We start from the raw sequence: 16,883 nt of genomic DNA on the forward strand, positions 1-16,883 counted from the left end.
TTGTAAACGAACGGTAAAACCCGAATCTCTTACGTGCCATACTGGATAAAACGGAAAAACTTTAACCCTGACATCTGATTTCTATCCACTGACCCCTATTTTTAAACGAACGGTGAAACCCGGATCTCATACGTGCCATAATGGATAAAACGGAAAAATTTTAACCCTGACATCTGATTTCTATCCACTGACCCCTAGTACGCTCCCACGTTTTCAAGGATCAGCGGAGCCTTGAAGGCTCCGGACGGTCCTAAAAACGAAAGGTCACTCCGCCCGAAACTTCCTTATCTCCTCGGAAGGAAACGTTCAAGCTGGGCACAACGCTCCAATTTTCAAACTTATACCCTAAGAAAGCGTCCAAAATTAAAACAAAAACAAAAGCGGAAACGTACCCTTGTTTTTCATGCTGATAACGTCCTTTCTCCAGCACTTGACCGTCGTTCAGAACGACTTTCGAAGAATTCGAAATGATACTGTACGGGGCGGCAATATTGATCAGATTTAGATCGTTCGACGCAATGGCAATCAGGTCGAGAGGCGTAGGTGCTGTACCCGTTTGCGCAGCGGATTTTACGGGACTCAAATATACGTAACTTCTTTCGACGAGATGAAGTTCCGTAAGTATCAACAGAAAACCCAATCCTTTTAAGGCATAAGAATCGTTTCGAAGCAATCGGGACCATCCGGGAATCAGCCCCTCCGCAAAAACCTTAATGCCTGATTTTTTGGCTGCGGGAACTCTTTCTTCGGCGCCTGTCTCTAAATTGGGAGTCGTTTTGACCAACTCGGGCTTTTTAGTCGGACGCAGTGGAGCGTTTTCTTCCGGACTTGTTTCTAAATTGGGAATCGATTTTGCCAACTCGGGTTTTTTAGTTGGATTCGGTGGAAAATTGGAGATAAAAACTTTCTGGACTTCGGCGAGGGAAACTCTCTCCACTGTACCGTTTTTATGCGTGATTTCAAAACCGTTGGGAACGGTTTTGACTTCCACATTGACGATTCTTCTCCCGTTTTTGAGTAAAATCGATTTCGCGTCGAGATTCGTAAAAAAACAAATCGAAACGAAAAATAAAACGTACAATAACTTTCCATTGGGATTAGGAAGCGACGCGCTTGATTTGGCAAAACGCTCCGTAATTTTGCGAATTCTCGTAATGGAAAAATTGAGTTTAAGGTTAAATCGTAAAAATTTTGAATTCGATGGCGGCATTCGATTTTTTTTTGCTTCCGCGTGACACTTTTTTACAAGCCGGTTCGTTATTTAATTACAGATGAGCCAAAATTCCGAAAGTCAAATTTTTGATTTTGACGGTTTATATTCGAGAAATTATGAAAAAATTTATCGATTTCTTCTTAGCAAAGGCGCTTCCAAAGAAGAAGCCGAGGAAACTTGTCAGGAAACTTTTATCAAGGTCCTGAACAACTGGGAAAAGTTCGATCCTTCCAAGGGCAACGAAACGTCTTGGATGCTTACGATCGCCAAAAACCAGTTCTTGGATTTGATCCGGAAGAAAGGCTCATCCGAAAAAAGAGAAGTGGAAGATTCTCATAAAGTTTTAGAATTCATTTCGAAAAAGGAAATAGAATACGAGGAAGATAAGTATCAGTTGGATCTTCTAAACGCAAGCGTGGAAAGTTTACCTCAGTTGGAAAAAAATATAATCATGCTTCGTTTTTTAGGAAAATATACGATCAAAGAAACCGCCGAAAAGTTAGGGATATCCGTAAGAACGGTAAATCGGAAAACATACGCGTCGCTGACTGTCCTACGTAAGAAATTGCAAAATTCGAATTTCGACTTTGAGAGTATATAGGAGATAAAAGATGGAATCTAATCCCGAATCAAATCGAAGGTCAAATATGCAACGAGCCATTGCGAACGAAATGACACGATCGGAACTCAGCCAATTTTTATCCGATCCAAAGTCCAAAAAAGAATTCTTCGAGTTGATGAAATTGAAGATTCAAATCGGAGCCTTGGATGTCAATCGAAAGGAACTTGATCCATTCCGTGAAAAAAAAAGCGGCGTTCTCTATTTTAGAAATTCGTTTTTAGCCGCCGCCTGCGTTCTATTACTTTCGGCTTTGGCATTCTATTTTAGATTTTTTACCTGGAACCAAAACGAATTCGAAATCACTAAATCGGTGACTACGGGCCAGTGCAACGTTACTATGGATAAGGAAAAAATCGTTCTGAAATCCGGTAAAAATTCCTACTGCGATTATACGATCGCCGGGGATTTGGGGTTAACTTTGAGAATCTTACCCGACTCGATATTTTCCGCATCCAAGAAAGGAGATGAAATCAATCTCGATTTAAAATCGGGAACGGCTCTGTTTACTACGATCAAAAAAAAAACATCTCTGAAAGTTCGATCGAAAGTCGAGGCCATATCTTCAGAGCTCCTAGGAACAACGCTCGTTCTCATAGTGGACCCGCATTATAAAAAATATCAAATTATAGTATTAGAGGGTGCGATACGAGTCGAGCCGTCCGATTCCACAAAACCGAAAGTGGACGTCTTAACCGGGTACTCCGTTCTTAAAGACGAAACTTCACAAACCGCTTCGCAAGAAATCGAAGTCGTCAAAACGAACTCGGGCGAATTTACGAAATACCAAGCCCTTTCCGAGGATTCTAAAAAAACCTTAAATGAAAATTTTACCCGTCATAACGAAACAACAAATTCCTTAATCACTTCCGATCCTTCGGATAATTCCCACGCATCGGTCCCGATCTATCGAATCACTCTCAAAAATAAGAAAGTTTATTCCGGAACCATAGAAGAGACGGATCGATTTTACCTTCTCGTGGACAAAGAAGGAAATAGGATAGAAATTGAAAAAGAAGATATAATAGAATTGGAACTCTTACAGCCGTAACACCAAATCCGATCCATGTCTTTCCGATGGAGAAATTTGGAAAGGGGTTCTTAGTATTTAGGCCAGTCGATCGTATCGTCTTTAAAAAGCGGACTGAATCCGAAAAAAATCAATTCGTTTTCTTCGAACTGAAAAACCGCGTTGAGTTTATCGGAGAAGGCAGTCACACCGTGATCTTCGTCGTGGTCGTGACCTTCGTGATCTTCATCGTCCTCTTCAAAATCGTCGATTCCGTTTCGACTGAGAATTTCACGGACGGTTTCGATGGATTCGCCGATGATCGGTTTTCCAAAAAGCCGAATCGAAGGATTTGAAATCGTAATCGAATACAATCGATCGCCTTCGTCCTTGTCGAATTCGTATTCGGATTCCTCCGAAAAATATTCGTATCCGGTCGAGACGGAACCTTCGTAATCGTAGTCGTAGATTTCGTCGGGTTCTCCGAGTTTTGCTTTTACCTCGTCCTTGGACATTCCGAAATAAAGACCGTTCAACCCTTTTCCGATTTCTATGTTCATACTTCCTTCCTTCGAGTTTAAAAAACTTCTCTTTGGATTTCTCAACTATCCGACGAAATCACAGGCTCTTTCAAACGTCTATGACTGACAACCTCTTAAAATCGGCGCGCCTATTATCTGCGTCGTTTTACAATCCTAGTTGATTTTCCTATTTCGATCCTTTTGTTTTTGTTTCAACGGACAAAAAGATTCCGGTTCCGTTTTCAAAGATATAATCCTTGAGTACGTTCGACAATAGAATGTTCGTTTTGGATTTGGACTTCAATTCCACTCCGGCGGATCCGGGTATCGGTTTATCGTTTACGTAAACGCTGGCAACGTCCAATTTCACTTTTTCCTTTGTGTCGTTGATCACGATCAAACCCAGAGAAAATTCGTCGATATTGATCGTATTCCAGTATTTTTCTTTGATCGTTTCTTTTAACGAATTGAAATATTCTGGACTCAAATACAAACCAACTTGAATTTTTTCTCCCGGAGTCACGGTGATATTTAATAATCCCGCAACCGAAGTAAATTTTCCGTCTACGGCTTTTACCATCGGAATTTTGATCGATGCCTGAAAGTAACTTTCAAATTCTTCCTTGGTACATTTCACTTCGGAGATCTCATGAAAATAATTTCCGAGCGTCTCGATTAGATATTCCTTATCTTCCTCGCATTTTTCCTCGGAACTGACACCGAACTTCAATTGCGAACCCGCAAAATATTCCTTATCCCCTTTGCCGTTTGCGATTTTAATCACTTCGGACAGATAAAGATCGCTTATAATCGCGTATTTACAATACAATCCGAGAAACGCAGTTCCGATGATCGCGATTTTAAATCCGTATCTTACCAATTGATTCCGTATTGAGTTCCTATTTTTCATTCCTTTCCTTTTTAGTACAATTCCAAAGAATTATGATCGCTCTTCGGATTTCTTTAGTCCCGACTTAATTTTGTCAAAGTGTTTCTTTGCAATTTTCGAATATTCAAAATCGATCCGATTTCATCAAGAAGTATTCTTGACGTTAGACGTTTCGATATTTTAATGCGACAATTCACTCCGGTTTTTCCAAAATATCCGAGGCACAATAATTCCAAAAAGGACAAAATTCCCATGAAAGCAAGAATCAAATCCTGGATCGTACTTTTACTGATCGTTCTGAAACTTTTCGTATATGGATGCGTGGAAAAAAATACGGAAGATCCGACTTCCGTCTACCTGTACTGGTCGGGGGATCAAACGGTGCCGAACGATTTGGAACTCATTCACGGGAAATATTGGGAATCGGCGCACTGGAGTCACGAGCACATTTTGTTTTTAGAACTGAAGGCTCCTCCTTCCTGGAGAAAAGAGTTCAAAGAACTGAATCGTTTGATCGAAGTCAAATCGGACGGGACCGAACCTTCCGGCGCTCCGGCCTGGTTTAGACCTCCTAAATATTATAAAGTTCTAATTCCCAGCGGAGAAAACGGCCAAGGATCCGTTTATTATGAAAATCCTAAAAACGGACATATGTTTCTTTACGATGTCCAACTATAATCCATCAAAAGAGTTACTGAAAAATTCCATAGTGGAGATTAACAAAATCGCTTCAATCGTCCATTTCAATGTAACGGAAACAGATGGAAAATTAATTTTTCAAAAACTCTAAAGAACTATTCCGGATGATCAATACCCAAACTATGATGGGGAACGATGGACAACCAACCGAACACGACCATAAAGAGACAAATCAAGACGACCACCGTCACTCCGATACTGTAAGGAGCCGCGTGATTGCGGGAAATTTCTCCCTCGTCGCTGCTCATGAATGTGGCGATTCCGATCCGCAGATAGTAATAGAGCGCGAGCGCGGAGTTCATCACACCGCCGATCAATAAAATTCGATTCATCAGAGATTCGGATTCGGCGAGTTTTTGAAAGAGAAACAACTTCGCCCAAAATCCTCCGAAAGGCGGAACTCCCGCCAAGGACATAAAGAAAATGTTGATCGCGATCGCAGTAAGCGGTTTGACCCCCGACAAGGATTGAACGGAAAAGAACGTTACCTGTCTCGTCCCGTCTTCCAAATAGGCAAGGATCGCAAACGCTCCCAAACTCATAAAAGAATAAATGGTGAGATAGAACAACACTTCCTCTTTGATTCCCACAGAGATCCCAGCCACGATATAACCGGCGTGTGCGATCGAAGAATACGCGAGCATTCGCTTTAAATTTTCCTGTTTTAATGCGAGTAGGTTCCCGTAGATCATGGATAACAACGCGAGAATTCCGGGCAACCAAGCCCAAGTGCTTCCTTCGAGCGGAATCGGAAGTTTCGTATAAAGAATAAGCAGAAGTCCGATGGACGCGGTCTTGGACGCGGTGGACATATAACCCGTTACGGGAGTTAGAGCGCCCTCGTATGCGTCCGGTGTCCAAGCGTGATAAGGAAAAAGCGCGATCTTAAAAGCGACCCCAGTGATAAACAAAACGAGTCCGATCTTCGTGAAATTTCCCTGATAACCCGCGATGGCCAGAGGTTGTAAGGCGGCGGTGATGTTCGTAGATCCGCTTCCGCCGAATAAAAAGGCGATTCCCATCAGCATAAACCCGGAGGAAAAACTTCCGAGTAAAAAATACTTCAGAGTCGCTTCGAGGGAAAACAGATCGCTCCTCGCCATTCCGATCAGAATGTAAAGACAGATACTCATGAGTTCCAAAGCTACGAATACGAGAATGAAGTCCTGTCCGGAAGTCATGAATATCATTCCGCAGGTCGCAAACAACAATAAGGGATAGAATTCTGGAAATTCTACTTTATGATTTTTTAATATTCTTGGAACAACCGCGACGGTTCCGATCGCCATCGATATGTAGATCAGATTCAACCAAAAGGTCAGGGCCGAGTCTTCGATCTGTCCGCCGAAGTAAACTCCGGTGCCGGGTAATTGAAAATCGGTGTAAGGCACGTTTGCAAAAGCGATATAAAACACGCTCGCAAAAGCCGTGAGTAAGATCAGTCCGGAAACGTATCTTACGATCAGAAATTCTTTCGTTTTAAAAAGTACGGATAAACAGATCACAAACACTCCGCCGACGGCCAAGATAAGCGCGGGCAGAATGGAAAATAAGTCCAGGACGTTCGGAATCGGATTCATTTTTGCGCCTCCTCGTCCCCTTCAGGAGAAGTTTCCTTTCCCTTTCGGATCGATTCCGGCAACGTATACTTTCCTTGAAATCCTTTGAGACGTTCCTCATAACGCGGCGGTTCCTCTCCCAAAGATTTATAGGAAACGTATTTTCGGAGCGTATCGATATCGACGGTCTTGCCGTTCCAATCCATTTCTTTATATGTATTCAAAGAGCGGTCCCGAATCACCTTGGCGGATGCGGAATTTAATGCGACTTTGACGGAAGGTTCCAACACTTTTAAAAACGGTTTGGGATAGATTCCGATCCAAAAAATCATGGCGACGGTCGGCACTAAAATCATCCATTCCTTAAAATTTAAATCGTGGTGTTCGATCAGATTTTTTGTGGCTTCTCCGAAGAGCATCCGTTTTGCGAACAAAAGCAGATATCCCGCGGCAAACACGACTCCGGTTGCGGCTAACGCTCCGTATACGACGTTTGCCTTGATACTTCCGAGGATGATCAGAAATTCTCCGATAAAACTGTTGGTTCCGGGAACCCCCAGGGAAGAAAAAATCGCGATCGCAAAAAAGACTGAAAATACCGGAAGTAGCTTGGACAATCCTCCGGCTTTCGCGATATCGTTGTTTCCGATTCTTTCGTGTAACATCCCCAGCATGAAGAAGAGCATCCCCGCCGTAAATCCGTGGTTGAGCATCTGCAACATTCCGCCCGCCATCCCCTCTTCCGTAAAACTCAAAATCCCGAGCATACAAAAACTCATGTGGGAGAGCGAGGAAAACGCTACGACTCGTTTGGAGTTTTCCTGAGCCATCGCGATGATGGCTCCGTAGATGATTCCGACGATACAAAGTCCTCCGAGAATTTCTCTGTATTCCAACATTTCTTCCGGAAACAACGGAATCACTAAACGTATGAATCCATAAAGTCCGATCTTCAATAGAATTCCGGAAAGGTCCACGGAACCGACGGTGGGAGCCTGCGAGTGAACGTCCGGCATCCAAGTATGGAGCGGGAACAAAGGCACCTTAATCGCAAACGCCAAGACGAACGCAAAGAACATAAACAAACGGATGTTCTTCGGAATCTCCGGTAATAACCCCGTGGACAATTCTTCGATCACGATCGTTCCGGTTTTAAAATAGAGTATTAGAATTCCTGCAAGCATCAGCACCGATCCGGTAAACGAAAAAATCAGATACTTGATCGCCGCTTTGACCCGTTGATCCTCGCCCCAAATTCCGACCATGAGCACCATCGGAGAAACCATAGCCTCCCAGAAGATGTAGAACAGCACGAGATTTCCGGATAAGAACACTCCGTGAACGCTCATCTCCACGATCATTAGATAAATGTAAAATTCCCGGATTCTGGTCGTGATACTCGTCCAAGTCGCGAGAGTGGAAAGAAAGAACAACAACGAGGACATTCCGCAGAGAAGAAGACTGAATCCGTCCAGTCCGATATGATAATCCACTTTCAGATTTCCGGATGCGACTACGTTCCAAATTCTATCCACAAACTGAAGTGAGGAGTTGGAAGGATCGTATTTAAAATACAAACCCACGATGATTAAAAACGGTACGAGAGTGAAAAATCCGGAAATGAATCTCAGCCAATCCACCCGATTGGATAAAAATAAGAACGGAACTCCGATCAAAGGTAAAAATAAAAAGATACTGAGTATATACGGCGGGAAATCCAAGTTACAGCCCCCTCATTAGAAAAAAGGAAAGTATGACTACCGTTCCGAGCACGATCAAAATCGCGTAGTCGACTACGATTCCCGTTTGAACCCGTCTTAGAATCAGCGAAATCGCTACCGCGAATCTTCCCGTGCCTCGAAGTATCAGATCCAAGAAATTTCTTTCCACGTGATCGGCTAAAAACTTTCCGAGTATTACGATCGGCTCTACGATAAAGTTGTGATAGAATTCATCCACGTAGTATTTCTTGGAAAGAATTCTTCCGATTCCGGTGCGGGATTCTTCCGCATCGGGGACTTTTTTTCCGGTTAAAAAGATCGTCCTCGCGATGAATATTCCGGAAACGGCGACCGCTACCGAAACGGCGACCAAACCCAGTTCCATCGTAGTTCCGACCTCGTGAACGTCTAACGATCGTTTTACGATCATCTCCGAAATTTCGGTTCCTCGGATAAAAACGGGAGCAAAGTACCGAGTGAGTATGTTCGCGCCTCCGAAAAGAAAATGGGGCACTTCCAAAAATCCGGCGATCGCGGCTCCGACGGACAAAATCACAAGTGGAATCGTCATCACAATCGGTGACTCGTGTAAGTGTTCCGCCTTATGGGAAGAAACTCGGGATTCTCCGTAAAACGCGAGATAAGTCATCCGAAACATATAGAACGCGGTCAAAAGCGCGGTGACGATTCCGAGTCCGTAAAAAAGCGCCCCATAAGCATAACTCTTTTCTAATATTAGATCTTTGGAAAAAAATCCGCTGAAAGGGGGGATTCCGGAAATCGCGAGAGATCCGACAAGGAACGTGATCCAAGTGATCTTCATCTGGTTTTTGAGCCCGCCCATGTTTCTAAGATCCTGTTCGTGATGCAGCGCGTGGATCACGGAACCCGATCCCAAAAACAGAAGCGCCTTAAAAAACGCGTGTGTCATCAGATGAAAGAGCCCCGCGACATAGGCGCCCGCTCCCATCGCGACGAACATATATCCGAGCTGCGAGACTGTGGAATACGCGAGCACCTTTTTGATGTCGTTTTGAAAAAGCCCGATCGTCGCCGCAAAAAAAGCGGTGATCGATCCGACGATCACGATCCAATGTCCGACCTGAGGCGCGGATAAAAAGATAGGATTGAGTCTTGCGATCAAAAAAATTCCCGCGGTCACCATGGTCGCCGCGTGAATGAGCGCGGAAACGGGAGTGGGTCCGGCCATCGCGTCCGGCAACCATACGTGTAACGGAAGTTGCGCCGACTTTCCGATCGCTCCGATAAAAAAACAAACCGCTACCAAAGGAAGTATATAACGAAATGAAGGTACTTCCGGAATCGCTTCTCCGATCGCCGTAAAGGACACGGAACCCGTATACCAGAACACGAGCGCGATCCCCAAAAGCATTCCCAAGTCTCCGATCCGATTTACGATAAAGGCTTTCATCCCGGCGTCGGCTGCGGTTTCCTTGTGATAATCGAATCCGATCAATAGATACGAACAAAGCCCTACCCCTTCCCATCCGAGGAAAAGAAGAATTAGATTTTCCGCAAGTACGAGATTGAGCATCGCAAAGATGAATAGGTTCAAGTATGCAAAATAACGCGCAAACCCCGGATCGCCCTTCATATATCCGATGCTGTAAAGATGGATGAGGAATCCGATTCCGGTGACGATCAGAATCATATAAAGCGAAAGTTGATCCACTTGATAGGCATACGAAACCTGGATTCCCCCTGCGGAGATCCAAGGAAAGACCGTTACAATTTCCGGGATCGTCCTTTCCATCGGATGAAACAGAACGAAGGATACAAGAGCCAGAACAAAGGACAAGAACACGACTCCCGTGGAAAAGATCCCGGTAAATTCTTTCAGCCACTTGCCGAAAATTCCGGAAATCAAAAAACCGACCAGAGGAAGAGCGACTAACGCGGGGATGAGCACAGAAATTTCCATTCTTCCTACCATTTCATCAGATTCATTTCGTCCACGTAACTCGTCTTTTTGAGTCTATGGATCGCGATCACGATCGCCAGTCCGATCGCGGCTTCCGCGGCGGCGATAGCCATCACGAAAAACACAACCACTTCTCCGTCGACTTGATGAAGAGCTTTCGAGAATGTTACGAATACAAGATTCACCGAATTCAGGATCAATTCCACCGACATAAAGATCAGAACCGCGCTTCTCCTTACCATCACTCCCGCGACTCCGATCGTAAAGATGATCATCGCAAGAATCAGATAGTAGTGGATCGGGATTCCGGAGATCCAGAGGCTCATAACTTTCCTCCTTCGGTTTCTTTTCCTAAATTCTTTTTTCCGAGTACGACCGCGCCTAAAACGGCGGCGAGTAATAATATGGAGATGAGTTCAAAGGGCAAAAGATATCTCAAAAACATCGCGCTTCCCACCACCGCGGTGTTTCCTTGAGAATAGACGTCGGTCGGAGCCGCATCATTTCCGGAAGTTGGGTTCGGGTCCGACGCGTTTTCGTCGTTCGAAATTCGAAAATAATATCCGACAAATTTTCCGTCTTTGTTCTGGGCATATCCTACCGGAGCGGAACTTTCCGAAGGGATTCCGTCCTGCACGGCGGTGACCAAAAGAACTCCCAGGAACGTCACCAAACTCAAATATAATAGTTTTTTAATGGGTTTTTCGAAGATGAAAAACTGGGGTGCGTCGTCTCGGAGGGACAAAAGCATCAATACGAACACGACCAACACCATGATCGCCCCCGCGTAAACGAGCAACTGCATCGTCGCGATAAAAACCGCGTTCATCACCGCGTAGATCGCGGCCAGGGAAAAAAAACTCAGAACGAGCAAAACCGCGGCGGTGATCGCGTTCGGATGAAAAACAACCCCGAGCGAACTGAGTATCATCACCGAAGCGAACAGAAAGAACAAAAGCAACTGAGGCTGATCTGTAAATGGCATATTTCTTATATTATTATATTCTTAAAATTGTATATAGAGGCTCGCGATCAGTATGTTCAAAACCGCCCAGGGAATGAGTTTTTTCCATCCGAGAGACATGAGCTGATCGTAACGAAAACGGGGAAGAGTCCATCTCACCCAGAGAAACAAAAAGGTGAAAAACAACACCTTTCCCAAAAAGAAAAAAAGTCCGAATAACGGCTGTAATACGTGCCCTTCCAAAATTCCGAACGGAACCTGATATCCCCCGAAAAATAGAAGTGTTACGACACAACTCATCGTGATCATGTTCATGTATTCCGCGATAAAAAATAACGCGAACTTAAACGCACCGTATTCGGTGTGAAACCCGACCACGAGTTCCGACTCCGCTTCCGCCAAGTCGAAAGGCAGACGGTTGGTCTCCGCAAACATGGCGACCACAAACAGACAAAACGCAATCAATCCCGGAAGTTTAAAGATGTTCCAGAGCCCGGCTTGGGAAGCGCTGATATCCGTGAGTTTCAAAGAACCGGTGAGGATCACGATCGAAACCACACTCATAGAAAGGGGAAGTTCGTAGCTGATCATCTGAGCCGTGGAACGAATGGCGCCTAACAGCGAATATTTGTTGTTGCTCGCCCAACCCGCGATGATGATTCCGTAAACCGCCAAAGAAGAGATCGCAAACAAAAATAAAATTCCGGTATCCGGATTGGCGATCTGCAGATCCAAAAAAGCAAGACCGGTCTTATCTTGAAGCCACTGCGGAAGAGGAATCTGACCGCCCAAGGGAACGACCGACCAGGCCATAATCGCGCAGGTCATCGAAATCGCGGGAGCGATTAAATACATGACCTTGTTCACCTGAGTCGGAAACACTTCCTCTTTGGTTAAAAATTTGATTCCGTCCGCGAGAGGTTGTAAAAGTCCCCAAATTCCCGCGCGGTTCGGACCTTTCCGATCCTGAATAAAACCGGCGACCTTTCTTTCTGCGAGCGTATAGTACGCGCACGCGGTGATCAGAATAAAAAAGAAAAGTCCGCTTTTTAAAAGCCAAAATAGAATTTCGTTCCAGTTCATGAAGTCGCTCTTCCTCCCGCCGCGGACTCCGCCTCCATCTTATCCTCTTTTCTTCTTCGAGGATGATCGGGAACCGGTTCCGGTTTTTCTTTCAATCTCGCGTCAAACTCAGAACGGAATTTCTGAATCGCCGGACGAACCGCTCCCACACAGGCGTCGGAAAGAGGACAGATCGTAGTTCCGCCTTCCATATTTCTGGAAAGAGAAAGAATCAAGTCGATGTCCTTGGTCGTTCCTTCTCCTTCTTTGATTTTATAAAGAATGTCTCGAACCCAATGGGTTCCTTCTCTACAAGGAGTACACTGACCGCAGGATTCGTGAGCGTAGAATCTCGCAAAACGATACGTGGTTTCCACGATGTCCGAACCTTCGGCGAGCACGATGACCGCGCCCGAGCCGAGCATAGTTTTGTGAGCCGCCATGGATTCGAAATCCATATTAGCGGTTTTGCATTCTTCCGCCGTCAAAATCGGCACCGAAGATCCGCCCGGAATGATCGCTTTGAGAGGTTTATCGTCCACGATTCCCCCGCAAAGATCATTCACAAGTTCTAATAAAGGAGTTCCTAATTCGATTTCGTAGACGCCCGGTTTTTTTACGTGACCCGACACGCTGAAAAGTCTCGTACCCGGAGATTTTTCGGTTCCGATCTTGGAATACCAATCCGCACCCTTGTCCAAAATATGGGGAATCGCGGAAAACGTTTCCACGTTATTGACCACCGTCGGAGAACGATAAAGTCCCGACACGGCGGGAAAAGGAGGTTTCAGCCTTGGATGCCCTCTTCTTCCTTCCAGGGAATTGATGAGTGCGGTTTCTTCTCCGCAGATATACGCGCCCGCGCCCTCGTACAAAATCAGATCGAAATCGAAATCGGAGCCTAGAATATTCTTTCCGAGATAACCTTTGGCGTACGCCTCGTCGATCGCGGTCTGCATCGTCCTTGCGCCCTTTTGAAATTCTCCCCGAATGTAAAAGAATCCTTTGTTGGAACCGATGGCTTTCGCTCCGATGATCATCCCTTCTATGATTTGGTGAGGAAGGTTCTCAATCAGTTTACGATCTTTGAATGTTCCCGGTTCGCCTTCGTCGGCGTTGCAGATGATATATTTCGGTTTTGGAATGTCCTTCGGAATAAAGGACCATTTGAGTCCGGTCGGAAAACCGGCTCCCCCTCTTCCTCGTAGACCCGATTTTTTGACTTCGGCGATGATATCGTCCGGTTTCATCGAGAGCGCTTTTTTCAAACCCTCGTAACCGTGCACCGATTCGTAAAACTCGAGTTTGGCGGACTGAGGATTGTCTATGTATTTCGTAAGAAGTTTCATTTCCGCCATAAGGATTTCCTTTTGTCAGTTCAGGTTATCGAGAATCCGATCCACTTTTTCGGGAGTCAGTTGCTCGTAAAAATCGTCGCCTATCTGGACCATCGGAGCGTAACCGCAGGCGCCCAGACATTCCACTTCTTCCAAAGTGAACTTGCCGTCCGGGGTTGTTTGTCCCGTATGAATTCCCAAACGTTTGCAAAGATGTTCTTCGATTTCGTCGCTTCCCAGCAAATAACAGCTCGAAGTTCCGCAAATTTGAATGTGATATTTGCCCACCGGTTTTTTGTTGTAGAGGGTATAAAACGTGGCGACCCCGTAGACCTGCGCGAGAGAAATCGGATCTCCCAGACGTTCGGCGATGTAGGCCATTCCGTCCTGATCCACAAAACCGTTTTCCCTTTGGAGAATGTACAAACAAGGCAGAACGAGGGAACGTTTGTCCGGAAACACTTCCAACATCTTTTGGAATCTTTTTTCGGAAACGTCGCTAAATTTGTAACTCATCAGCAGTCCAACTCCCCCGCGATCACGTTCAAGGAACTCATGGTCGCGACCGAATCGGCGAGAAGTCCTCCCCGAACGAGTTCGGCAAAGGCTTGATAATACCAGAAACAAGGGCGTCTAACGTGTACCCTCCAGGGGGATTTTTCCCCTTCGGAAACGATGTAAAATCCGAGTTCTCCGTTGGCGGCTTCGGTCGCCATGTAGTGTTCTCCCGGAGGAACCTTTACCCCGTGCATGATGATCTTGAAGTGATAGATCAATTCTTCCATGTTGTTGTAGACTTTGTTTTTTTCGGGAAGATACGCATGCGGAAGATCCGCGTGCCAAGGACCTTCCGGAATTCCGTCTATAAGCTGTTCGATGATCCGGATCGATTGACGCATCTCTTCCATGCGGACTAACGTTCTATGAAGAACGCTTCCGTCTTCTCCGATCGGAACGTCAAAGTCCACCTTATCATAAAACAGATAGGGTTCGTCCTTACGAACGTCCCAGTCCACTCCCGCGGCTCTGAGATTCGGCCCGGTAAATCCGTAGGCGATCGCGTTTTCGGCGGAAATTCCTCCGATCCCTTCGGTGCGTCCCAGAAAAATTTTATTCTTTAAAAGAAGGCTGTTGAATTCCTCAATCGCGGGCTTGAGTCCCTTGCAGACGAGTTTGATTTCCTTGACGAAGTCCGGATAAATGTCCCGTTCCAAACCTCCGATTCTACAGAAGGTCGTGGTCAATCTCGCGCCGGTAAGTTTTTCGATGACTTGATAGATATTTTCGCGATGATGAAAGAGGTGCAACATCCCGGAGAAGGCTCCGAGATCCACTCCCAAAATTCCGGTGCAGATGATATGATCCATGATCCGGGAAAGTTCGGAGATGATCATTCTGACATACGTTACGCGGCCCGGCACTTCCACCTGCATCATCTTTTCCACGGCGAGAATCCAACCAATGTTATTCAGAGGAGTGGAAACGTAGTTCATCCGATCCGTGCAGACCAGGAACTGATTGTATGTATAACGTTCTCCTAATTTTTCAAAACAACGGTGTACGTATCCGATCACGGATTCCGCTTCCACGATTCTTTCCCCGTCGATTTGGATCACGTTTTGCAAAATTCCGTGCGTCGCCGGATGGGAAGGCCCCAGATTTACGAGAAGATGTCCTTCGGGAAGATTTTTATATTTCTGTTGAAAGTGTTCCGCCGTTTTTTCGTACATCATACTACTTCTTCCCTCCTTCCTTGGTTATATCTTCGTTTATGTGGATATGAAGGAGATCCTCGATCAGATAATCCTGACCGAATCCTTCCAACGGAAAATCCTTCCGCAAGGGATGTCCTTGAAAATTGTCGGGCATTAAAATCCGATCCAGGTTCGGATGGCCTATAAAGGATATTCCAAAAAGATCATATACTTCCCGCTCAGGCCAGTCGGCTCCCTTGTAAACGTTAGTCACACTTGGAACCGATTCCCCGTCTTCGACCCGGACCTTGATCTGAATTTTGCTCGCGGCCTTATTTCCGGAACGAAGCAGATAATTGACTTCGAATCGGGGCTCTTTTTTTCCGAGCCAATCCACCGCGGTTAAGTCGTTTAGAAAATTATAATTGAGTGTCGGATGGTTTTTAAGACCGTTCAATACGGGGACCAAACCTTCGGGTTTGAGATAAAAAACCGGAAGGTTGGAGACGACCGGTTCTTGTACGTCCAAAAAATGCGGGAATTTTTCTTTGAGGAAACGTTCTACTTCTTCTTTCATCGTACGACCAGGGGTTTATTTCTTTCGTTCAATTCCTGGATTTTCTGCATCACTTCCTGGCGTCTCGCTTCCAGTCCCTGGGTTTTCAGTTTAGTCTGTAATTTAACGAGTGCGTCCAAAATCGCCTCGGGTCTGGGCGGACAACCGGGGACATATACGTCCACCGGAAGAATTCGATCCACTCCTTGCAAAACTCCGTAGGTGTTAAACATTCCCCCGGAAGAAGCGCAGGCCCCGACGCTGATGACGAACTTGGGTTCGGCCATTTGATCGTAGATCTGGCGGAGAACGGGAGCCATCTTGTAGGTGATCGTTCCTAATACGAGGATCATGTCCGCCTGACGCGGAGAAAACGAAGGACGCTCGGCTCCGAAACGAGCAATGTCGTAATCGGAACAGGCCGTACTCATGTATTCGATTCCGCAACAAGCGGTAGCGAAAGGAAAAGGCCAAAGGGAATAACTCCTTCCCCATTGAATCACGGATTCGATGTTTCCGAGTTGGAGCATGTCTCCTAGGGTTTGGCCCGGAGCTTTACTCAAATCACTCAATCCCATTCCAGCGCTCCTTTCTTCCAGATATAGTATAAACCCACAACCAAGGTTAGGACAAACACAAACATCTCGAAGACGAGAAAAAAACCGAGTCCCGCGTTTTTGAATCCGATCAGATTGACCGCGTAAGGAAACAAAAAGACCGCCTCGATGTCGAAGAGGATGAAAAGAACCGCGACCAGATAAAACTTGATGTTGAAAAGTCCTCTCGCGTCTCCGTAATATTGCACCCCGCATTCAAAGGCGTCCTGAGGTTTCGATTTTTTTTTCGGACCGATGAGTATGGCAAGGGTAAGAATCAGAGCGGAGAATCCGACTCCGAGTAAGAATTGAATTAATAAGGGTCCAAGATGCTCGGGAGCGCTATCCATTGCACCGATTAGACTCCCGTTTGTAGATAGCCTGTCAATCAATTTCGTGATATCGAGTGGATCCATAGATTAGTATGATTCTTGGACGTAAGACAGCTCGAAGTGTGATATTCTTGATTCGACGGAGTCAAGAAGGCCGATGGCAGATTGAT

General features: G+C 45.6%; 18 protein-coding genes. 3 read left to right on the forward strand and 15 right to left on the reverse strand.

From position 1 onward, the window contains the following. Positions 1–250: 250 nt before the first annotated feature. Positions 251–1,210 (reverse strand): LA_0442/LA_0875 N-terminal domain-containing protein, encoded by a 960-nt coding sequence (locus tag LEP1GSC194_RS03235; protein ID WP_036041223.1) that lies wholly within the window; start codon positions 1,208–1,210, stop codon positions 251–253. Between the two features lie 61 nt (positions 1,211–1,271). On the opposite strand from LEP1GSC194_RS03235, the gene LEP1GSC194_RS03240 reads away from it, so the two are divergent. Both LEP1GSC194_RS03240 and rsx read left to right on the forward strand, forming a co-directional pair. Next, a complete protein-coding gene (locus LEP1GSC194_RS03240; protein WP_020772294.1) occupies positions 1,272–1,814 on the forward strand; it encodes an RNA polymerase sigma factor in 543 nt (180 codons plus the stop codon). Between the two features lie 10 nt (positions 1,815–1,824). After that, the gene (gene rsx, locus LEP1GSC194_RS03245; RefSeq protein ID WP_020772304.1) at positions 1,825–2,883 is read left to right on the forward strand and encodes an LIMLP_03685 family anti-sigma factor; all 1,059 of its coding nucleotides are present in this window, start codon (positions 1,825–1,827) and stop codon (positions 2,881–2,883) included. Between the two features lie 50 nt (positions 2,884–2,933). Here the strand turns inward: rsx and LEP1GSC194_RS03250 are convergent, their stop codons facing one another. Continuing rightward, on the reverse strand, positions 2,934–3,401 hold the full coding sequence (locus LEP1GSC194_RS03250; RefSeq protein WP_036041227.1) for a hypothetical protein: 468 nt from the start codon (positions 3,399–3,401) through the stop codon (positions 2,934–2,936). Positions 3,402–3,549: 148 nt separating this feature from the next. After that, complete coding sequence (locus tag LEP1GSC194_RS03255) at positions 3,550–4,272, reverse strand: DUF7424 family protein (RefSeq protein WP_020772301.1); 723 nt, start codon at positions 4,270–4,272, stop codon at positions 3,550–3,552. Positions 4,273–4,503: 231 nt separating this feature from the next. Here LEP1GSC194_RS03255 and LEP1GSC194_RS03260 point away from each other — a divergent pair, with 231 nt between their 5' ends. Next, positions 4,504–4,929 carry a hypothetical protein gene (locus tag LEP1GSC194_RS03260; RefSeq protein WP_020772300.1) on the forward strand — a complete coding sequence of 142 codons (426 nt, stop codon included), beginning with the start codon at positions 4,504–4,506 and terminating at the stop codon, positions 4,927–4,929. Positions 4,930–5,045: 116 nt separating this feature from the next. On the opposite strand, the gene LEP1GSC194_RS03265 is transcribed toward LEP1GSC194_RS03260, so the two are convergent. The 12 genes from LEP1GSC194_RS03265 to LEP1GSC194_RS03320 are packed head-to-tail and all read right to left on the reverse strand — an operon-like array spanning position 5,046 to position 16,731. Continuing rightward, a complete protein-coding gene (locus LEP1GSC194_RS03265) occupies positions 5,046–6,530 on the reverse strand; it encodes an NADH-quinone oxidoreductase subunit N (RefSeq protein ID WP_017809861.1) in 1,485 nt (494 codons plus the stop codon). After that, positions 6,527–8,230, reverse strand: coding sequence for an NADH-quinone oxidoreductase subunit M (locus LEP1GSC194_RS03270; RefSeq protein WP_020772292.1), 1,704 nt, complete (start codon positions 8,228–8,230; stop codon positions 6,527–6,529). The genes LEP1GSC194_RS03265 and LEP1GSC194_RS03270 overlap by 4 nt, the downstream gene beginning before the upstream one ends. A 1-nt stretch (position 8,231) precedes the next feature. Next, entirely contained in the window at positions 8,232–10,172 is a 1,941-nt protein-coding gene (nuoL, locus tag LEP1GSC194_RS03275) for an NADH-quinone oxidoreductase subunit L (RefSeq protein ID WP_036041237.1), read from the reverse strand. Positions 10,173–10,177: 5 nt separating this feature from the next. After that, positions 10,178–10,498: an NADH-quinone oxidoreductase subunit NuoK gene (gene nuoK / locus LEP1GSC194_RS03280; RefSeq protein WP_020772303.1), complete on the reverse strand. Its 321-nt coding sequence runs from the start codon at positions 10,496–10,498 to the stop codon at positions 10,178–10,180. Continuing rightward, positions 10,495–11,157 carry an NADH-quinone oxidoreductase subunit J family protein gene (locus LEP1GSC194_RS03285; protein ID WP_036041233.1) on the reverse strand — a complete coding sequence of 221 codons (663 nt, stop codon included), beginning with the start codon at positions 11,155–11,157 and terminating at the stop codon, positions 10,495–10,497. The genes nuoK and LEP1GSC194_RS03285 overlap by 4 nt, the downstream gene beginning before the upstream one ends. 21 nt (positions 11,158–11,178) lie before the next feature. Continuing rightward, positions 11,179–12,219, reverse strand: coding sequence for an NADH-quinone oxidoreductase subunit NuoH (gene nuoH / locus LEP1GSC194_RS03290; protein WP_020772298.1), 1,041 nt, complete (start codon positions 12,217–12,219; stop codon positions 11,179–11,181). Then, positions 12,216–13,556, reverse strand: coding sequence for an NADH-quinone oxidoreductase subunit NuoF (gene nuoF / locus LEP1GSC194_RS03295; protein ID WP_020772305.1), 1,341 nt, complete (start codon positions 13,554–13,556; stop codon positions 12,216–12,218). Before nuoF ends, nuoH begins: the two co-directional genes overlap by 4 nt. 15 nt (positions 13,557–13,571) lie before the next feature. Continuing rightward, a complete protein-coding gene (gene nuoE, locus LEP1GSC194_RS03300; protein ID WP_020772306.1) occupies positions 13,572–14,051 on the reverse strand; it encodes an NADH-quinone oxidoreductase subunit NuoE in 480 nt (159 codons plus the stop codon). Next, positions 14,051–15,268, reverse strand: a complete 1,218-nt coding sequence (gene nuoD, locus LEP1GSC194_RS03305; protein WP_020772302.1) for an NADH dehydrogenase (quinone) subunit D — start codon at positions 15,266–15,268, stop codon at positions 14,051–14,053. Before nuoD ends, nuoE begins: the two co-directional genes overlap by 1 nt. 1 nt (position 15,269) lies before the next feature. Further along, the gene (locus LEP1GSC194_RS03310) at positions 15,270–15,806 is read right to left on the reverse strand and encodes an NADH-quinone oxidoreductase subunit C (protein ID WP_020772295.1); all 537 of its coding nucleotides are present in this window, start codon (positions 15,804–15,806) and stop codon (positions 15,270–15,272) included. Beyond that, on the reverse strand, positions 15,803–16,363 hold the full coding sequence (locus LEP1GSC194_RS03315) for an NADH-quinone oxidoreductase subunit B (RefSeq protein ID WP_017809459.1): 561 nt from the start codon (positions 16,361–16,363) through the stop codon (positions 15,803–15,805). Before LEP1GSC194_RS03315 ends, LEP1GSC194_RS03310 begins: the two co-directional genes overlap by 4 nt. Then, positions 16,354–16,731 carry an NADH-quinone oxidoreductase subunit A gene (locus LEP1GSC194_RS03320; RefSeq protein WP_020772299.1) on the reverse strand — a complete coding sequence of 126 codons (378 nt, stop codon included), beginning with the start codon at positions 16,729–16,731 and terminating at the stop codon, positions 16,354–16,356. Before LEP1GSC194_RS03320 ends, LEP1GSC194_RS03315 begins: the two co-directional genes overlap by 10 nt. Between the last annotated feature and the right edge of the window lie 152 nt (positions 16,732–16,883).

It is taken from the genome of Leptospira alstonii serovar Sichuan str. 79601, assembly GCF_000347175.1.
Classification (GTDB): domain Bacteria; phylum Spirochaetota; class Leptospiria; order Leptospirales; family Leptospiraceae; genus Leptospira; species Leptospira alstonii.

Coding starts and splice junctions, on each gene's coding strand:
- nuoF (WP_020772305.1), bottom strand. CDS start 13,556: ATGGCGGAAATGAAACTTCTTACGAAATACATAGACAATCCTCAGTCC.
- rsx (WP_020772304.1), top strand. CDS start 1,825: ATGGAATCTAATCCCGAATCAAATCGAAGGTCAAATATGCAACGAGCC.
- nuoK (WP_020772303.1), bottom strand. CDS start 10,498: ATGAGCCTCTGGATCTCCGGAATCCCGATCCACTACTATCTGATTCTT.
- LEP1GSC194_RS03315 (WP_017809459.1), bottom strand. CDS start 16,363: ATGGGATTGAGTGATTTGAGTAAAGCTCCGGGCCAAACCCTAGGAGAC.
- nuoL (WP_036041237.1), bottom strand. CDS start 10,172: ATGGAAATTTCTGTGCTCATCCCCGCGTTAGTCGCTCTTCCTCTGGTC.
- LEP1GSC194_RS03250 (WP_036041227.1), bottom strand. CDS start 3,401: ATGAACATAGAAATCGGAAAAGGGTTGAACGGTCTTTATTTCGGAATG.
- LEP1GSC194_RS03265 (WP_017809861.1), bottom strand. CDS start 6,530: ATGAATCCGATTCCGAACGTCCTGGACTTATTTTCCATTCTGCCCGCG.
- nuoD (WP_020772302.1), bottom strand. CDS start 15,268: ATGATGTACGAAAAAACGGCGGAACACTTTCAACAGAAATATAAAAAT.
- LEP1GSC194_RS03310 (WP_020772295.1), bottom strand. CDS start 15,806: ATGAAAGAAGAAGTAGAACGTTTCCTCAAAGAAAAATTCCCGCATTTT.
- nuoE (WP_020772306.1), bottom strand. CDS start 14,051: ATGAGTTACAAATTTAGCGACGTTTCCGAAAAAAGATTCCAAAAGATG.
- nuoH (WP_020772298.1), bottom strand. CDS start 12,219: ATGAACTGGAACGAAATTCTATTTTGGCTTTTAAAAAGCGGACTTTTC.
- LEP1GSC194_RS03285 (WP_036041233.1), bottom strand. CDS start 11,157: ATGCCATTTACAGATCAGCCTCAGTTGCTTTTGTTCTTTCTGTTCGCT.
- LEP1GSC194_RS03235 (WP_036041223.1), bottom strand. CDS start 1,210: ATGCCGCCATCGAATTCAAAATTTTTACGATTTAACCTTAAACTCAAT.
- LEP1GSC194_RS03320 (WP_020772299.1), bottom strand. CDS start 16,731: ATGGATAGCGCTCCCGAGCATCTTGGACCCTTATTAATTCAATTCTTA.
- LEP1GSC194_RS03260 (WP_020772300.1), top strand. CDS start 4,504: ATGAAAGCAAGAATCAAATCCTGGATCGTACTTTTACTGATCGTTCTG.
- LEP1GSC194_RS03255 (WP_020772301.1), bottom strand. CDS start 4,272: ATGAAAAATAGGAACTCAATACGGAATCAATTGGTAAGATACGGATTT.
- LEP1GSC194_RS03240 (WP_020772294.1), top strand. CDS start 1,272: ATGAGCCAAAATTCCGAAAGTCAAATTTTTGATTTTGACGGTTTATAT.